A 19673-nucleotide genomic window follows, 5' to 3' on the forward strand; every position below is an offset into this window, starting at 1 on the left:
GGATGCCCGCCGCGCTCTTTCCTTATCAGGGCAGCGGCACCGAGGCCGGCGGCTGGGTCGGCGCCGGCTGGCCATAGTTGAACGTGCCGGTGCCGATGCTGATCTTGGTCGTGTCGTTGAAGCCGTTGGCGTCATCGAGCTCGCTGGCGATCGCGCTGGCGGTCGCCTGACCCTGGGTAACGTTGATCGTGCCACCACCGCTGGCGGAGAGGCGCAGATACTGGCCGTTGCCCGCCTGGCCTGCGATGCCCGAGAAGCTGTTGCCCGAGACGCTGACATTCACCGTCGGGAAGCCACCGGTATTCTGGTTGTTGTTGATCACGAGCCCGCGGCTGCCGTTGATGTTGCGGATCGTGTTGTTGAGGATGGTGACGTTGGTGGTGAGGTTGCCCGTCGCCTGACCGACCAGGCCGACATTGACCACGATGCCCTGCGAAGTCTGGATCTGCTGGATCGTGTTGCCGCTGATCAGATAGTTGGCGTTCACGCCGCCTTCGTTGCTGATGCTGATGCCCGCACCGACATTCGAGCCCGAATTGGTCACGGCGTTGTTGCCGATGATGTTGTTGGTGATCCGGCCGTTGACCGTCCGGGTGAACGGCGCGTTGCCGTTCTGGAAGTCGTTGATCGCAGTCGAACGCGTGCCGACGAAATTGTTGTTGTCGATATTGTAGGTCAGCGTCGTCGAGCCCGGGCCGGTCGAGACGTTGATGCCGTTATTGGTGTTGGTGAAGAACGAACCACTCACCTGCACGGTCATGCTGGTGCCGGTGCTGTCGGCGAACAGGCCGCTGCCGACGATCGTGGTCGGCGGGCTCGCCGCGTTCCAGTTGCCGGTGAAGTTGCTGCCCGAGACACTGATCCCCATCGCCGACGTTCCCGTGCCGAGGAAGTTGAAGATGTTGCCGTGCGGGCTGGTGCCGTTGCCGTTGATGCCGACGCCGTTCGACGCGAAGGTCGAGTTGACCACCTGGAAGTTGGTCAGCGTGCCGGTCGAGTTGGTGATCTGCACCTCGAACTCGTTGTTGTTCTGGATCGTCGAGTTGAAGATGCCGGTCGGCCGCGCACCGTTCGAAGCGGTGCCGGTCAGTTCGGTGATGTTGATGCCCGATTCATCGGTGCCGGCATCGTTGCCATTGCCGCTGATCAGCATGTTGTCGATCAGGAAGCCGTTGACGTTCGAGCCGCCGATGCCGTCACCCAGATTGTTGGTGACGTTCATATAGGCGAGGCGGACATTCTCGGTGCTGGTCAGGCTGATGCCCTCGCCGATCGAGTTCTGGATCGTGCCGCCCGAGCCTGCCGCGCCGGTGCCGGTGACGTTGATGCCGCCCGACGAGCCGGTGTTGTTGAGGATGATGCCGCTCAAGGCGCCGTTCGACGAGATGCTCTGGAAGCGCAGGCCCGACGAGCCGATCGTGGTGTTGACGACGTTGAGCGCAGTGCCCGTGGTCGAGGTGATCGTGTTGCCGCTACCCGCCGTGGTGACGGTGCCGCCGCCCGTGGCGTTGAAGCCGGTGCCGCTGTTGGTGGTGATCGCCATCCCGCCATTCGGGAAGCTGATCGTGCCGCCGGTGTTGTTGAGCAGGTTCAAGGCGGTGTTCGCGCCGGTGCTCAGCGTCGTGTTGCCCAGGAAGCTGATCGTGCCCGAATTGACGTTCTGGACGACGATGCCGTTGTTGAGCCCGCCGGTGGCGCTGATGGCGCCCGAGAAGGTGACGTTGCCGGTCTCGTGGTTATCGACCAACACCACGTTGTTACTGGTGGTCTTGGTGATCGACGAGGCGATGCTGATCCCGCCCGTGCCGTTCAGGATGTAGACGCCGAAGCCGGTCGGATCGTTGGTGGCGCCGATCGCGCCGGCCGCCAGGTTCACGGTATTGGTAGAGCCGTTGATCTCGACGCCGTTGCCGGCGGTGTTGTTGATCGTGACGCTGCCCGCGGTGAAGGTACCGTTGCCCGCACCGTTGATCTCGATGCCTTCGTCGCCGGTATTGGCGATCGTCACGGTGCCGAGATTGACGTTCATCGTCGATCCGCCGCCGTAGAAGATGCCGTCGGCCGTCACGCCGGTGGTGCCGGCGATCGAGACGGTGGTGGCGTTCAGCGTGCCGGTGCCATCGACATTGCTGATGTTGATCGCGCTGCCGTTGGTCGAACCGGTGCTGGTCAGCGAGTCGAAGACGAGGCCGAGCGAGCCGACACTGCCGTTGACCAGGTTGAGGATCTGGCCGGTCGCGGTCTGGATCGAGTTGCCGGTGCTGTAGACGATCAGGCTGCCACCGCCGGTGAAGTCGATACCGTTGCCGGTGCCCGACGCGGTGATGTCGACGCCATTGCCGCCCGCCGCCGAGGAGAAGGTGATGTTGGTGCCAGTGTTGCTGGCCAGCGTGACCGCATTGACGTTCGCCACGGTGTTGAGCGTGATGCTCTGGCCGTAGAAGTTGATCGAGCCGCCGCTATTGTTGGCGATGTTGATGCCCTGCGAATTGTCGGTGAGATTACCCGACACAGTGATGGCGCCGCCGGTGATGTTGGTCACTTCGACCGAGCGGGCGGTGGTGCCGCTGGTGGCAACGCTGCCGGCATAGTCGAGCGACAGCGTGCCGCCGCTGAAGTCGATGCCGCGGCTGCTGGCCGTGATCGCGCCGCTGTTGATGGTGACGCTACCGGTGAGCGTGCCCGCCGTCCGGGTGACCAGGATGCCGTTGGTGCCCAGCGTGTTGCTGGCGTTCGCAAAGTTCAGGTTCAGCGTCGACGTCACGCCCGCAGTGTTGCTGATGTCGAGGATCGTGCCCGAGCCGGTGGTGATGGTGCTGTTCGGACCCTGCACGTTGATCGTGCCGCCGTTCGCGATGGTGAAGGCGGTGCCGCTGGTCGTGGTGACGCCCAGGCTGCTGCCGACCGAGCTGAACCCGACGGTGCTACCCGCATTGTTGGTCAGCGTGATCGCGTTGTTGGCCTGGGTCGACAGCGTGGTCGTGCCGTTGAAGCTGACCGTGCCGCCACCATTGTTGGTCACGCTCAGGCCCAGCGCATTGGCGCCGCTCGAGGCGATCGTGCTGGTGCTACCGAAGGTCACCGTACCGGCAGCGTGGTTGTCGATGCGGACGGCATAGCCGTTGCTGTCATCGATGCTGCCCGCATAGGTCAGGCCGCTGTTGCTGCTGGTGAGAACGAAGGCGTCGCCCGCAGCGGCATGGGTAATCGCCGTGCCGCTGCCGAAGCTGAAGGTGCCGTCCGCGCCGTTGACGATGTCGATGCCGGCATCGCCACCGTTCAGCGTCGTCGTGCCGGTGAAGTTGTAGGTGCCATCGGCATTGTTGAACTGCAGGCCGGTGCCGTTGGTGGCGCTCAGCGTGCCCGTCTGGAAGGTCAGCGTGCCGCTCGAATGGTTGAGCACATTGACCAGTGCGGCGTTGTTCGCCTGGGTGATGTCGCCGTTGTAGGTGACGGCGGCGGTGCTGCCCGAGACGTTGAACGCCGTGCCCGTCGGGCTGGTGATCGAGGTGCCGGTGCCGAAGTTGAAGGTGCCGCCCGACCCGTTGAGGATGTCGACCCCGGCATCGCCGCCGTGCAGCGTCGTCGTGCCGGTGAAGTTGTAGGTAGCATCGGCATTGTCGAACTGCAGGCCGATGCCGTTGTTGGCATCCAGCGCGCCGGTCTGGAAGGTAACCGTGCCGCCCGAATGATTGAGGAACGAGACCAGCGCCGCGTTGTTCGTCTGGATGATGCTGCCGCTATAGGTGATCGCCGCGGTGCTGCCCGAGACATTGAACGCCGTGCCCGACGGGCTGAGGATCGACGTTCCCGCGCCGAAGCTGAAGGTGCCGCCCGAGCCGTTGAGGATGTCGATGCCCGCATCGCCGCCGGCCAGCGTCGTGGTGCCGGTGAAGTTGTAGGTGCCGTCGGCATTGTCGAACTGCAGGCCGGTGCCGTTCGAAGCGACGATCGTGCCGGCATAGGCCAGCGTGCCAGTGGCGTGGCCGCCGCTGACGCTGAGCGCCGCGTCCGCGCCTGCCTGGCTGATCGAACTGGTGGAGTCGAAGTTGAACGAGCCCGTACCGCCGGCGATGGTCAGGCCCGCACCGTTGGCGACACCGATATCGACATTGGTCGCGTTGATCGTGCCACCCGAAGCACTGAACAGAATGCCCGCCGAAGCGCTGTTGATGTTCACGTTGGTGAGCGTCGTCGTGCCGGTGGTGTTGACCAGGGTCATCGCAGTGCCGGTGGCACCGTTGCTGGTAACGTTGGTAATTACCGTGCCGGCGGCGTTGAAGAACAGATCCGACGGATTGTTCGCGAAGTTGACATGGTCGACCGTGGTGTTGGTCGACGGCGTGATCTCGATGCCGCGCGTCACGAAGTTGCGGATCGTCATATAGTCGATCAGCGTATTGGTCGCACCCGCGCCATTGTCCTTGATGCCGCGGTTCGCGGTCGAAAGGCCGTCGAGGATGAAGCCCGACAGGTGGTTGTTCGAGGCACCCAGGGTGATCACGTTGCTGCCCGCCGCGCTGGTGAGCGTCGCTGCGCCATTGCCGGTGGGATCGGCAATGTTGAAGCTGGTGCCGCCCGACAGCAGGATCGTCGAAGGCACGGTGAGCGTGATGTTGATCGGCGCGCTGCCGGTGCCGGCACCCCCGCCGACGCCGTCTCCGAAGCCGCGGACCTGGAGGTTGGATGCCAGGACGAGCGAGTCATTGCCGTTCGAGCCCGCCGCGCTGATCGCGCTGCCATTGTTGATCAGGACGATCATGTCCTGCGCCGCCGCGATCAGTTCCGCCGCAGCCAGCGTCATCGGATTGTTGCCGTCTGCACCGCTGCCATTGCCGCCGCCGGTCGCGCCGTCCGCATCGACGAAATAGATCTTGTTGAGGCCGAAACCGGCGCCCGGGCTGCCCGAGAAGGCAACGTCGCGGAAGTCGTAGGTGCCGACGGTCGGTGCGTTGGTCGCGTCGATCGCGGTGGTCGCCGAGATGGTCGAGCCCGTGTCGATGCCCGACTCGCCGTCGCCATAGGTGAGCAGCGCGTTGGTCGAGGCATCGAGATAGATGCCCGTGCCGACGCCCGCGATCGAGCTGGAGGCGCCCATCTGGCCGCCCAGCAGGATGCTCGCGCCACCGAGCGTGCCGCGCAGATCGACACCGATGCTGGTGCCCGCGCCGCCGGAATTGGTGACGTCGAAGTCGCCGATGATGATCGGCGCCGAGAGCGTGGCGCCGTTGAGGTCGAGCGCCACCGCGCTGTTGCTGTTCAGGCCGATATCGAGATCGGTGATCGACAGACCGGTCCCGAGGATGCCGGTGACGTCGATGCCGCGCGAAGTGATGCCCTGCAGGTTGACCGTGCCGAGGCTGATCGCCGGCGCGACCGTGCTGACGCCGTTGAGCAGGATGCCGGTCGTCGCGCCATTGGCGCTAACGCTGCCGAAGGTGAAGCCATTGGTACCGATGGTCACGTTCTGCAAGCTGAGCGCCGTGCCAGTACCGGTGGTGCTGATCGAGTTGCCGACGCCGCGCACGATGACCGTGCCGCCCGAGCCGGCGCTGAAGCCCGTACCAGTGCTGACGATGTCGAGGCCGTTGCCGCCCGCCGTCGGATTGAAGTCGATCGTGCCGCCGCTGTTGCCGGCCATCGAGACGCCGAAGGCGGTGGCGTTCAACGCAAGCGTCTGGCCGGTGAAGGTGATCAGGCCCGAATTGACGTTGGTGACCGAGATGCCGCCCACGGTCGATGCCATGTCGCCACTGAAGGTGACGGTGCCGATCTCATGATCGACGATCTGGACCATATTGGTGCCGACAAGCGTCGAGCCCACCGAAACGTCCGCGGTGCCGCCAGTGAGCGAAACCGCATAATTGGCCGCGCCGGTGGCGGTGATCGAGCCGGTGCCCAGGGTGACCGGGCCGGTCGAGCCGGCGATGACTACGGTGCTGCCATTCGCACCGGCCAGATTCATCGTGCCGAAGGTCACCGCCGAATTGCTGTTGAGCAGTTCGATGGCGTTGCTGCCCGCCAGGCCGATCGTGGTGTTGCCGAAGGTGATCGCCGCGGTGCCGGTGCTCACCTTGATGCCGTCATTGGCGGCGCCGCTGGTGCCATTGGCGATGCTGACCGTGCCGCCGTTGAAGGCCGCGCCGCTGAGTCCGCTCAGCAGGATGCCGTTGTTGGCGACCGTGCCGGTGGCGGTGAGCGCATCGAAGGTGATGCCGCCCGAGCCGCTGGTCACACCGCTCAGGCCAAGGATCTGGCCCGTGGCGGTGGTGATCGTGTTGCCCGAACCGAGGACGGAAACCGTGCCGGCGGTCGCGCTGAAGCCGGTGCCGCTGGTGGTGGTGATGCCGAGCCCGCCGCCGAGCAGCGACAGCGTGCCGGTGCCGACCATGCTGAACGCGGTGTTGGCGCCCGTGCTGAACGTCTTGCTCGCGTTCAGGAAGCTGACATTGCCGGTGCTCGTCGCGTTGATGTTAACGCCCGCGCCGCCGTTGTGGCTCACGGCGCCGGAGATGGTGTAGATGCCGCCGGCGCCGGAGAAGCTGAACGCGGCCCCGGCCGTGGTCGAGGTGATCGCACCCGATAGCGTGGCCAGCATGCTGCTGCTGAACACGGACAGCACCGAGCCGGCGCCCGCATTGATCGTGCCGCCGTAGTTCAGCGTGCCGCCGGAGCTGCCAGTGATGCCGATCGCCGCCACGGTCGAGCTGGTGCTGGCACCGATCGAAGCGGTCCCGCCGCTCGCGCTGGTCGCGACGTTGACCGTGCCACTGGTCATGCCGTTGAGGCGGATGCCGTTCGAGGCGCCGTCGATCGTCAGCGTGGAGCCCGCCACATTGGCGATGTTGACCGTGCCGACCGCACCGTTCAGGTCGAAGCCGACTCCCGTGGTATCGAGATCGAGCGTGCCCGTGAAGTTGACGCCGCCGGTCCCGCTCAGGCTTTGCAACAGAACGCCGGTGCTACCGCCGCCAATGTTGAGCCCGCCGATGTTGAGCGCGCCGTTGAGCGCGGTCCCGCTCGCCAGCACGGCTTGCACCGCAGCGGGCGCAGCAGTGATATTGCTGAACGAAACACCTGCATTGGCGACCGTCACGTTGCCCAGCGCCAGCGCCGTGGCGTCGCCGGTGGTGATGGTGTTGCCGGTGCCAGTGATGCTGAGCGTGCCACCACCCGTGGCAAAGAAGCCCCTGCCGGTGGTGGTCGTGATCCCCAGGCCACCGGTGAAGTCGATCGTCGCGCCGGTGTTGTTGGTGAGTGCGACGCCTGCGCCGGTGGTGTTGTTGACCGTGACCGCGCCCTGGAAAAGGGCGTGCATCGGATCGGTCTGGCCGGTGTTGTCGCGGATCGCGATCGCGGTGTTGGTCGCGCCGCTGATATTGACCGCACCGGTGACGGTGAAGCTGCCCTCGACCTGATCGAGCAGGATGCCATAGGCGCCGCCGGTCGAGCCGACCGAGCCGAGCACCATGTTGATCTTCAGCGGATCGAGGTTGATCGCGGTGCCGTTGGTGGTGTCGATCGCCCCGCCGGTGGTGCCGAGGAGGAAGTCGTTCGCCTTGGAATTGGCAACGGTCAGGCCGGTGCCGGCATTGTTGGCGATGTTGAGATCGGTGAAGTTCAGCGTGCCGGTGACGTTGGTCAGGCTGAGGCCATCGCCGGTGATGCGCGAAGCCGTGGTGCCGAGCGTCAGGGCGCCGGCGGACACGGCCTGGAGGCCGGCGGCAACCGTGTTGGAATCGAAGGTCAGGTCGTTGAAGATGAAGCCGCCGGTCTCCGTCGTGTGCACGACATTGAGATTGGCCAGCTCGGTAACCGTGAAGGTACCGGTGCCGCTGCCGTCAAGGTTCAGGATGTTGCCGCCGTTCGCGGCAAGCGTGAGGTTGCTCAGCGCCAGCGTGACGTTCGCGGCGTTGTCGTAGATGCGCAGCGCGCCCGCCGCGCCACCCGAGATGGTGCTGTTGCGGATGACAATGGGCGCCGCGGCACCGTTGCCGAGCACGCCCGCGCCAGTGCCCGAATTGGTAATGATGACGCCATCGATCGTGTTGCCGCCACCCAGCGTGACGGTGGCGTTGGCGCCGCTCGCCGTGAGCGTGGGGGCGCCGGAGCCGGCGAAGGGATTCGAGATCAGGCCGGCCTGCACGTCGAACAGCAGCACATTGCCCGGTGCGCCGCCGTCAACCATGAAGCTGTCGGTGTCGCGGAAGCTGAGCAGCGACTGGCCACCCGCGAGATCGAGCGAACCGCCTGCGCCCGCCGTGGCGTCGAGCGTATCGCCGCCGCCGGTCGGGTCGTTGAGCAGCACGATATAGGTCGCGCCCGACGCCTCCGCGCCCGCCAGCGAGCCCGGGTCGGTCAAGGTGCCGATGCCGGTCGCGCCCTCGAGCACAAAATAGGCCGAGACGGACAGATTGGTGGTGTCGCCGGTCAGCTTGACGTCGGCGAAATTGTAGGTGCCGGTGCCGCCGTTGAGGCCGGCAATGACGAGCGGGGTGACCGCGGTGATCGCCGAAGCCGCGCCATTGGCGTCGGTGTTCGAGCCGTCGCCGTAGCGGAAGGTGCCGGTGATCGCCGCATTGGTGAGATCGACGCCGATGTTCACGCCGGTGATCGTGCTGCTGCCGCTGATGATGACGTTGCTGGCAGTCGTGCTGCCGGTCATGTCGATGCCGCGGGTGCCGGTGTTCGAGGCACCGGTGATGTCGAGCGTGGCGAAGGTGACGTTGCCGGTCGCGCCGGTCAGGTTCACCGCCGTGGTGTTCGCCGCGAGGCCGGTGATGTCGACATTGCCGAAGGTGAAGGTGCCGGCCGAGCCGCCCAGGATCGCCAGGCGCGCACCGCCGGAGAGGATCAGGTCGCCGAAGCTGTAGGTGCCGTCCGCATCGAAGAAGGAGATGCCGGTGCCGCCGGTGATGTTGAACGTCGCGCCAGTGAAGTCGATCGTCCCGCCGGAATGCGTCCCGATGTCGACTGCGGCAAGGGCGGCAAGCGACTGGCTGATCTGGCCCGAATAGGTGAGGTTGGCGGCCGAATTGCTGACGAACAGCCCCGCCCCCGCCGCGTTGGTGACGCTGGTGCCCGACCCGAAGGTGAAGGTGCCCGCCGAGCCGTTGGTGATGCCGATCTGTGCGCCGCCGGTCAGCGTTGCGCTGCCGAAGGTATACGTGCCGTCGGCATTGTCGAACAGGATGCCGTCGCCGCCGCTGACATTGAGCGTGGCGCCGCTGAAGTTCAGCGTGCCGGTCGCATGTGCCGCAACGTTCAGCGCCGCGCCCACCGACTGGTTGACCGTGCCGAGATAGGTCACACCCGCCGTCGAGCTGGCGACGTTGATCGCGGCACCAGTCGGGTTGGTGATCGTGGTGCCGGCACCAAAGGTGAAGGTACCAGCCGAGCCGCCCAGGATATCGATGCCCGCATCGCCGCCGTTCAGCGTGGTCGTGCCGTTGAAGGCATAGGTGCCGTCGGCATTGCTGAAGTTCAGCCCAGTGCCGTTGGTGGCGCTGAGATTGCTGGTGCCGGTGAAGGTCACCGTACCCGCGGCATGGCCGCTCACGTCGAGCAGCGCAGACGCACCCGTGACGCTGACGCTGCCGGCATAGGTGAAGTCGAGCGGGCCGGTGGTGGTGCCGATCGCGATCGCCGCGCCAGTCGTGCCGCTGATGCTCGAAGCTGCACCGAAGGCGAAGCTGCCGGTCGTCGTTCCGCCGATGGATATGCCGTTGCCAGCGCCGGTGATGGTAAGGTTGGCCACGTCAAGCGCGCGGCCGCCGATGCCGGCGCCGGTCACATTGAGCGCGGTGATGCCGTTGCCGGTGCCCGCATGCGTCACGCCGTCCAGCACCAGATCGATGCTCGTGCCGGTCAGCGAGAGCGCTGCGCCGTTGAGCGTATCGATCGTGCCGGCTGCGCTCGTCAGCGTCAGGCCGGTGCCGTTGGTAAGAATCCCGGTGCCGCTCTGGTTGTAGATCGCCAGATCGGTGAAGTTGAGCGCGCCCAGCGCGTTCGATAGATTGACTGCGTTGCCGGTGAGCCGCTGACCGGCAGTGCCGATGAACAGCGAAGCATCGACGGTCTGATAGCCCGCCGTCGCGAGATCGGCGTCGAACGTGGCCCCGTCCAGATAGGCGCCCTGCGAACCGACACCCTGGGTGATCGTGATGTTCGCAAGCTGGGTAATGGTCATGCTGCCGCCACCCACGGCGTACAGCGCCAGCGGGATCGAATTGCCGGTGGTGGTCAGCACGAGGTTGCTCAGCGCCGCGCTGGCAGTGCTGCCGCCGGCGGCCAGCTCGATCGCGCTGTCACCACCGGAGATGATGCTGTTGCGGATCGTGACGTTCGCCGCGCCCGTACCATAGATGCCGGTGCCCGCGCCGGTGATCCGTACCCCGTCGACCAGATTGTTGCCCAGGACACGCACCGTATCCGCGCCACCGCCCTGGGTAGTGGTCAGCGTCGGCGCGCCCGATCCCGCGAAGGGATTGGTCACAACGCCCTGTGCAATGTTGTAGAGGACGACATTGGCCGGCGCGCCGCCCGGCAGCGAGATCGTGTCGCCATTGAGGAAGCCGAGCAGCTGCTGGTTGGCGTCGAGGACGAGCGTACCGGTATAGCCCGGATTGTCGCCGTCGGTTACGCCGATCGCATCGATGACGTCGTTGCCGCCGTTCGGGTTGTTGAGCAGGATGATGACATCGCGGTTCGCGGTCACTGCGCCCTGCAGGCTGCCCGGGTTGTTGCGCGAGCCGTCGCCGGTGCCATTCTCCACAACCCAATAGACCGTAGCCGAGGTCGAGAGCGTGCTGGTGTCGCCCGTCAGGTTCACATCGGCGAAATTATAGGTGCCGATCGCCGCGTTCAGGCCGGTGATCGCGATAGGCACGCCGGTGCTGCTGAGGCTGATCGTCGAGCCCGCGCCGTTCGCGTCGGTGTTCGAGCCGTCGCCGAAGCGGAAGGTGCCGGTAATCGCAGCGTTGGTCAGGTTGACGCCGGTGCCGACGCCGGTGATCGCGCTGCTATCGGTGACGAGCAGGTTGCTGGCGAAGGTCGCGCCAGCCAGATCGATGCCGATCGATGCGGAGTCACCGGTGCCCGCGATGTCGAGCGTGGTGAAGCGGACATCGCCCAGGACATTGCGCGCGTCGAGGCCGGTGCCCGCGCCAAGGCCGGTGATATCGACATTGGCGAACTCGATCGTGCCGCTGCTGCCCGCACCGAGCAGGATGCCGGTGCCTGTCGGGTTGGCGATCGTCGCGGTGTTCATGAAGATCACCTGACCGTCGATGTCGGTCAGTTCGATGCCCGTGGCACTGTTGGCGATCGTGCCGCCAAGCGTCGCGAACCCGCCCGTCAGGCCATTGATGCGCAGGCCCGCACCGGTCGCGCCGGTGATGTTGAAGTTGGCGAGAAGGACAATGCCGGCATTGCTGAGGATCTCGATGCCGTCGCCTGCGGTGCTGGTCGTGGTGACCGAGCCCAGGCTGATCTGCGCGGTGTTGCCGCTCACCGAGACGCCCGCGCCGGCAGTGGTGCCGCCGATGTTGATGCTCGAGAAGCCCAGATTGCCGGTGCCGTCGATATTGGCGAGCGCGACGCCCGAGCCATCCGAATTCTGCACGGTGACGGTGCCGAAGCTGAGGTTGCTGCCAAGCGTGGCGGTATCGATCGCCAGGGCGCGCGCATCGCCGGTCGCGGCAAGGTTCAGCCCCGAGCCCCCCAGCGTCAGCGATCCGCCGCCGACACCGGACAGGTTGAGCACCGCCGCGCCCGTCGTGGAGGTCGAGGAAAGCGTCAGGTTGCTTAGCGTTGCCGAGGCGGCAACACCGCCCGAAAGCAGGCTGATCGCACCGCCGTTGCCTGAAATGATCGAGTTGGTGATCGAGACGTTCGATGCGCCGATACCCGACACGCCGATGCCCATGCCGCCAATGCGCAGGCCATCGAGCGCCGAGCCGCTGGACAGCGTGACCGTCGCGCCCGCGCCGGTATTGGTGAGCAGCGCTGCGCCCGAGCCCAGATAGGGATTGGTGACGATGCCCGGCGTGATGCCGTAGAGGAACAGGTTCGCCGGCGTGCCGCCGCCCACCGCCTGGGTATCGCCGTTGAGGAAGCCGACCAGGTGCTGGTTGGCGCCGAGCGTCAGCGTGCCGAGGCCGGCGACGTCGAGTACGTCCTGCCCGCCCGTCGGGTTGTTGAGCAGCACGATATAGTTCGCGCCCGAAGCCGCGGCCGCCGCCAGGCTGCCCGGATCGGTCTTGGTGCCCGCGCCGGTACGGCCCTGCTCGACGAAGAAGACGGTGACCGGGTTGATCGCCAGGTTGGTGATGTCGCCGACCAGATTGACGTCGGAGAAATTGTAGCTGCCGACGGTCTGGTTGAGGCCGCCGATCGCGATCGGCGTGATCGCGTTGATCGTCGAGGCAGCGCCATCCGCGTCGGTGTTGGAGCCGTCGCCATAGCGGAAGCTGCCGGTGATCGCGGCATTGGTGAGGTCCACGCCGGTGCCGACGCCGGTGATCGTGCTGCTGTTGGTAACGGTGAAGCTGCCGGCGAAGGTCGCGCCGGTCAGGTCGATGCCGCGCGTGCCGGTGGTGGACGCACCGGTGATGTCGAGCGTGGCGAAGGTTACGGTGCCGCCGCTGCTGCGCGCGTCGACGCCGGTCTGGTTCGCGCCCAGCCCGGTGATGTCGGTGTCGCCGAAGCTGATCGTGCCGGTGCTGCCCGCACCCAGCTCGACGCCCGTGCTGTTCGCGATGGTGGTGGCGCCGAAGTTCAGCGTGCCACCCACCCCGTTGACCAGGATGCCGACGCCGGTGCTGTTCGCGATGCTCGTCGCGCCGACCGTCAGACTGCCCGAGAGGTTGGAGACTTCGAAGCCGTCAGCGGCGCCGGTGATCGACGCGCTGGCAATATTGACGTTGCCGGTGGTGTTCGAGACACGGATGCCCGAACCACCGGCGTTGTTGGACGCCACCGCGCCGATCGAGACATTGCCGCTGTTGCCGGTGACGCGCACGCCATCGGAGCCGGTGTTAGACACCGAGACCGCACCGAGCGTGACGTTGCCGGTGTTGCCCGACACGACGACGCCGATGCCGGCGGTGTTCGTCGCGGTCACCGCGCCGATGTTCACCGTCGCCGCGTTGTTCGCGACACCAAGGCCGACACCCGCGGTGGCGCCGCTCACGGCAACGTTGCCGATGCTCAGCGTGCCGCCAGCCACCTGCGTGACCTGCACTGCAGCGAGACCGCCGGCCGCCCCGGTGCTCACCGAGCCGACGCTGAGCGTGCCGACCGTCACGTCATTGGCGACGAGACCCTGCGCCGAGCCCGTGCCGGCGATGTTGATGCCGGTACCCGACACGTTGAGCGTCCCCGCCCCCGCGCCGCTCAGGTTCAGCACCGTGCCGCCGCTTGCCGACAGGTTGAGGTTGGTGAGCGTGGCCGAGGCGGCGGTACCGCCGTCGATCAGGCTGATCGCGCCGCCATTGCCCGAAACGGTCGAATTGCGGATGATGACATTGGAAACGCCCGAACCGACGATGCCCACGCCGAGCCCGTCATTATGGATGATCACGCCGTCGACACGGCTGTCATTCGCCAGGTTGAGCGTCGAAGTGCCGGTGGTGCTGGTCAGGATCGCCGCGCCCGAGCCGGCATAGGTGTTCGCGATGCCCGTCGGCCCGAGGTTCGAGACGATCAGGTTCGCCGGCACGGTGGCGCCGGTCACCGCGAAGAAATCGGTATTGAGGAAGCTGACCAGCGACTGGCCGGCCGTCAGGTTCAGCGCGCCACCGACCAGGACCGAGGTGTCGATGACGTCCTGCCCGCCATTCGGGTTGTTGAGCAGCACGATATACTGCGCGCCCGAAGCCGCGGCGCCGGCAATGCTGCCCGGATCGTTCGCCGTGCCCGCGCCGGTCGCGCCGGCTAGGACGTAATAGGCGGTGAAGCTGCCGCCGGTGATGTTGTTGGTGTTGCCGTCGAGCTGGACGTCGGCGAAATCATAGATGCCGTGCGTCGCGTTCATGCCCGCGACGACGATCACGGTGTTGGCGGTGATCCGGCTTTCCAGGCCATCGGCGGCATTGGCGTCGCCGAAGCGGAAGCTGCCGGTGATGTTCGCGTTGGTCAGGTTCACGCCGATATCGACGCCCTGGATCACGCTCGGATTGGTGATGGTTACCGCGCCGGCATTGGTCGCGCCGGTCAGGTCGATGCCGGTCGAGCCGGCGGCACCGGTTCCCGTGATGTCGAGCGTGCCGAAAGTGACGTTGCCCTGCGTGCCGGTCAGGTTCAGACCGGTGGCGGCGCCGAGGCCGGTGATGTCGACATCGCCGAAGGTCACCCCGCCCGGCACGCTGCCGATCACGATTCCGGTGCCCGTCGGATTGGCGATGGTGAGCAGGCCCGAGAAGGTCGTGCTGCCGGCCAGGTTGTTCAGCGAAAGCGCGGGCGAAGCCGAACCGGTGATGGTGGTCGCGCCGGTGAAGGTCACGCTGGAGCCGGCGAGCGAGCCGTTGATCGTGATCGGTCCGGCGCCGCTGATCGCGCCGGTGAAGCGGATCGCGCCGCCGACGTTGAACAGCGAGACGAGCGGGCCTGCGCCCGCATCGGTGATGGCCGCGCCGAAGTTGAGCCCGATCGTGCCGCCGCTGCCGGCCACGCCGGACTGGCCGACCTGCACCGATGCGCCGCCGCTGTTGGTGATCGTGCCGCCGCCGATCGTCACCAGGCCGGTCGAGCCGCCGGTGATGTAGAGGCCCTGCTGGCCGCTGTTGGTGATGGTCAGCGTGCCGATGGTCAGCGCGTTGCCGCCGGTGCCCGAGCCCTGGACGTTGCTCAGGATGATGCCCGCGCCCGCCGCGCCGATCGAGCGCACGGACGAGAAGGTCAGGTCAATGAACAGCGGGTCGAGGTTGAGTCCGGTGCCGGCCGTGGTGTCGACCGTGCCCGCGGCGTTGGTCAGCGTGAAGGTGCCGGACTTGGTGTTGGCAACCGTCAGGCCGGTCCCGCCATTGTTGGCGATGTTGAGGCTGGTGAAGCTGAGCGCGCCGTCGACTTCGGTCAGCGTGACGCCGGCGCCGCCGACGCGCGCGGTGGTGGTGCCCACCTGCATGGCACCGGCATTGACTGCCTGGACGCCCGCCGCGGTGCTGGAATCGAACGTGACATAGCGCGCCGCGAAGCCGCCGGTCTCGCCATTGCCGCCGGCGATGTTGATGCCGGAGAGCCCGGCCACCGTGACGGTGCCCGCCCCCGAGCCGTCGATGTCGAGCACCGTGCCGCCGGTCGCGGACAGGGTCAGGCTCGACAGGGTGGTCGTCAGGTTGCCGCCGGCGTCGTTGATGTCGATCGCGCCCGCGCCGCCGCCGATGGTCGAGTTGCGCAGGGTGACGTTGCTGCCGCCGTTGACGACCACGCCCGCCCCGGCCCCGCCACGGATGGTGATGCCGTCGATCACCACCGCGCCGGTGGTGTTGTTTAGCGTGAGGCCGGCCGCGCCGGTGTTCTCGATGGTCACGCGCTCGAGCGCGAAGCCGCCGACTCCGTTCGCGAGAATGCCCGAGCCGCTGCCGCGGACGGTGACGTCGCGCACCACCGAGCCCTGGCCGAGCGTCACCGCCGCGCCGCCGGCGTTGCTGCCGACGATCACGCCGTTGGTGCCGCCGAAGTTGAAGGCGCTGACCGAGCCGTCCGAATGGCGCACGCTGACGCTGCTGGCGCCGCCGACGAGATACTGGTTGGTCGCGAGCGTGACGCCGGTGCTGGCGATCGTGCCGGCATTGCCGAGCGCGACGACGATGCCGTTCGCGCCCGCCCGCGTTACCGCGTCGCTCAGCGTGGTGGTGGCGGCGCTGGTGCCCGCTGCACCGGCCGTGCCCGAGCCGCTGGTGAAATAGACGCCGCCGAACGCCACGCCGGTGCGCGCATCGACTGCGAAGTTGGTGCTGGTGAGATCGGTGTAGCGCGTACCCGACGGCGTCACATAGTCGCGACGCAGCCGCTCGCCCATCTGGCGATCGAGGCCGCTGTTACCGGCGCTGCGATCCCGCGAGCCGCGCCCGAGCGGGATCGACAGGCGCACGGTGCCGCGCGCCTGGGTGCCCCAGCGATTGTCGTTCTGCAGCTCGGCGCCCAGCGAGAAGCGGCCTCCGGTTCCCAGCGGATCCTCGATGCCGAGCTCGAGCCCGCCGCGGATGCCACGATAGGCCTTGCTCGCCGCGTCGGCGCGATAGTCGAAGCCGGCGCCGGAAGCGCGCACGCTGAGCTGCTTGCCGAGCGGCAGCGTCGCGCCGATCTCGGCATTGGCGCCGGCAAGCGGCACTTCCTCGAGCCGCCACCCGCTCTTGCGCTCGATCAGACGATTGTTCTCGATCGAGAGCACACCTGCCGGGCTGGCATTCGGATCGACATAGCCGATCGTACGGCGACGATTGACCGGCAGGCGATAATTGACGTGCAGGTCGAACACCGAGGTGAAGCCCTCGAGCCCGAACGACACCGCGGTCTGGTCACGCGAAGTGATGTCGGTCTTGTAGAAGTCGACGCCGGCATTGACGCCGATCGCCACATCCTCGCCGATCTTGCCGCGCCCGCCGATCGTGACCGATCCGTTGCGGTCATAGCGCTCGTCGGTGCCGATCCGGCCGGCGACGAACAGCAGGTTCGAGTCGTTCTGCGCAACCGGCGTGAAGAGCTCGAACGAGACCTGGCTGCTGCCATCAGCGGCACGGGCATCGACTTCCGCCCGCGGCTGCCAATTGGGGGTCTTGTCCTGCGCCTGCGCTTGCGCGCCAGGTGCCCAGGCCAGCGCTACACCACTAAGGCAAGTGGACAGCAGCAGGCGGCCACGGTTCAGCTTCTGCACGGACAATCTCCCCCGATCGGCGTGCAAACCCTGACATCGGCGTTCGTGCCAATGACTCGACGGATGGATTGTGACGCCTGGTTAACGGCTACCACCCCAGGCTTCAGGTCTCAAGCTATCTAATACGTAGTGTTCCGGAAGACATCGCGTCATTGCGGGGCAGTGCCGCACCAAGCCCTATGGTCAGGCTCTTTCGTTTCGGTTAGGTCTTGATCCGGGATGTTCGGGGGAGACTAGCGTTGGCAGAACCATTTTTGTCGGAAATCCGGCTGATGTCATTTGTCTTCGCGCCCAAGAACTGGGCGCTGTGCAATGGCCAGTTCCTGCCGATCAACCAGAACCAGGCGCTGTTCTCGCTGCTGGGCACCACCTATGGCGGCAACGGCCAGACCACCTTCGCCCTGCCCGACCTGCGCGGGCGCGTGCCGATCCATGTCGGCAACGGCCACTTCCTGGGCGATCGCGCCGGTGAGGAGGCGCACACGCTGAGCATCAGCGAGATACCCACCCACGTGCACTTTCTCCAGGCGTCGAACGCCAACGGCAATGCGGTGAACCCCAATTTCGGCGGCACCGGCTATGTACTCTCGGCCGAGCCGGGCAACGCCTATTCGACGGGCTTCACGCCGAGTGCGGTCGCGCTGAACGCCGCCACAGTCGCCAATAACGGCGGCAGCCAAGCGCACCTGAACATGCAGCCGTTCCTGACGCTGAGCTACTGCATCGCCCTTGCGGGCATCTTCCCGTCCCCGAACTGAGGAAAGCTCCATGGCACAGCCTTATGTCGGCGAGCTTCGCATCTTCGCCGGAAACTTCGCCCCCGCGGGATGGATGTTCTGCGAAGGACAGCTCATCCCGATCTCCGAGAACGAGACGCTGTTCAACCTTATCGGCACCACCTATGGCGGCGATGGCCAGAGCACCTTCGCCCTGCCCGACCTGCGCGGACGCCTGGCGATCCACCAGGGCACCGGCAGCAGCGGCACGAATTACACGCTGGCCGAGACCGGCGGCGCCGAGGAAGTGACGCTATCGATCAACCAGATTCCCGCGCACAGCCATCCTTTGCTGGGTGCATCCGGCAACGGCACGCAGGCCAATCCGAAGAATAACGTCCTCGCCAGCTCGACGCTGGTGAAGCTTTATTCGGGTGAGGCTGCGGACACGGCGATGTCCGCCACTTCGATCACCTCGATCGGCGGCAGCCAGCCGCACACCAATTTCCAGCCGTATCTCTGCCTGAACTACATCATCTCGCTGTTCGGCATCTTCCCGAGCCAGAACTGAGAGGAACGCACCATGGCCGATCCCTTTGTCGCCGAGATCCGTATCTTCCCGTTCAACTTCGCGCCCAGGGGTTGGGCGTGGTGCGACGGGCAGTTGCTGCCGCTCTCACAGAACACCGCACTTTTCTCGCTGCTGGGCACCACCTATGGCGGCAACGGCAAGAGCACTTTCGCGCTTCCGGACATGCAGGGCCGCGCGCCGATGCATCCGGGACAAGGCCCCGGCCTGTCCTTGCACGATCTGGGCGAGATCAGCGGCACCGAAACGGTGACCCTGCTCGAGTCGGAAATCCCGAACCATACGCATACGCTGCGCGCTTCGGTTGAGGATGCCACCCAGGGGACGCTTGCGAACGGCGTTTCGCTTTCCACCAGCACCGGCGGTTCGCTCTACCAGACCACGACCAACACCAACCTGGCCACCATGTCGCCGCAGGCGCTCTCGTCGGCCGGTGGCAGCGCTCCGCACAACAATATGCAGCCCTATCTGACCTTCTATTTCTGCATTGCGATGCAGGGCGTGTTCCCGCCCCGCTCCTGACCGTATACGCGCGATCATGCCCCCGCCCCTCCACGCCGCCGCGCGCTTCGACCTGTCGTATCGGCCGTTCGTGGAGGGCGATTTCGGCTTTGTCGAAGCACTCTACTTCTCCACGCGGGAAGAAGAGCTGGCGCTGAGCGACTGGCCGGCGGAACAGAAGCGCGCGTTCCTGACCCAGCAGCACAGCGCCCAGCACCATCATTACGTTACCTATTATCCCAACGCCGAGCGGCTGATCCTCGAGCGGAATGGTGCGGCGATCGGCAGGCTCTATGTCGATGCGTGGACACACGAACTGCGCATCGTCGACATTTCGCTGATGCCCGCGGCGCGCGGTCAGGGCCTGGGCGAGGCGATATTGCGCGACCTGATCGAATGGGCCGCCGGCCAGGGCAAGGGCGTCTCGATCCATGTCGAGAAATTCAATCCCGCGCGGCGCCTCTATCAGCGTCTCGGCTTCGTCGTCACCGAGGACAAGGGCATTTACGAGCTGATGGAGCTCGGCACGCCGCGTGCCTCCGAACCGGCTTAGAAGAAGACTGCCTCGTACCGGATGCCGCCCGCCGGATCGAACCCGATCGGCACGATGAAGATGTCGTGCATCGCATCCCCGACCGGGAAGGCGTAGATCGCCTGGGGGAGTCGCGGTTCGGACGGTCCGAGGAACTCCAGACGGAAACCGCCCTCTTCGCGCGCCGCCTGGGGCAGTTCCTGCACCTTTGCGAGTGCGAGCCGCTGCGCACCGACTTCGGTTTCGATGACGAAAGCCTCGCCGACCCGGTCCGCGAAATCAGCCAGCGTGAGCGGCGCGGAGGTCCCCGGCGAAGCGGCATCGAACGTCATGTCGTCAATCCTCCCAGGCCGCATGCGCGCGACATTCCCGCTATAGGCAGGCCATGCCGGTCTGGCCAATCCCGCGTTGGGCCGGTGCCCCATAATTCACGAGTGCAGTATCCGCACCGAAATGGTA

Annotated in this window: 6 protein-coding genes; 4 read left to right on the top strand and 2 right to left on the bottom strand. The window is 66.2% G+C overall.

The genetic code is table 11. The features are described 5' to 3' along the window. Positions 1-25: 25 nt before the first annotated feature. Entirely contained in the window at positions 26-16876 is a 16851-nt protein-coding gene (locus O3305_RS06300; protein WP_269575623.1) for a right-handed parallel beta-helix repeat-containing protein, read from the bottom strand. Positions 16877-17148: 272 nt separating this feature from the next. Between O3305_RS06300 and O3305_RS06305 the strand changes: the two genes are divergently transcribed. Genes O3305_RS06305 through O3305_RS06320 form a run of 4 tightly spaced genes read left to right on the top strand, consistent with a single transcriptional unit; the run spans position 17149 to position 19235 of the window. After that, positions 17149-17634, top strand: coding sequence for a phage tail protein (locus O3305_RS06305; RefSeq protein WP_269575624.1), 486 nt, complete (start codon positions 17149-17151; stop codon positions 17632-17634). 10 nt (positions 17635-17644) lie between these two features. Continuing rightward, positions 17645-18163, top strand: a complete 519-nt coding sequence (locus O3305_RS06310; protein ID WP_269575625.1) for a phage tail protein — start codon at positions 17645-17647, stop codon at positions 18161-18163. 12 nt (positions 18164-18175) lie between these two features. Beyond that, positions 18176-18703, top strand: coding sequence for a phage tail protein (locus O3305_RS06315; protein WP_269575626.1), 528 nt, complete (start codon positions 18176-18178; stop codon positions 18701-18703). 16 nt (positions 18704-18719) lie between these two features. Continuing rightward, the gene (locus tag O3305_RS06320; protein ID WP_269575627.1) at positions 18720-19235 is read left to right on the top strand and encodes a GNAT family N-acetyltransferase; all 516 of its coding nucleotides are present in this window, start codon (positions 18720-18722) and stop codon (positions 19233-19235) included. On the opposite strand, the gene O3305_RS06325 is transcribed toward O3305_RS06320, so the two are convergent. Then, positions 19232-19546, bottom strand: a complete 315-nt coding sequence (locus O3305_RS06325; RefSeq protein WP_269575628.1) for a DUF6916 family protein — start codon at positions 19544-19546, stop codon at positions 19232-19234. The two genes, O3305_RS06320 and O3305_RS06325, sit on opposite strands and share 4 nt — an antisense overlap. Between the last annotated feature and the right edge of the window lie 127 nt (positions 19547-19673).

This window comes from Sphingomonas sp. NIBR02145 (assembly GCF_027359115.1).
In the GTDB taxonomy this organism is placed as follows: Bacteria; Pseudomonadota; Alphaproteobacteria; order Sphingomonadales; family Sphingomonadaceae; genus Sphingomonas; species Sphingomonas kyeonggiensis_A.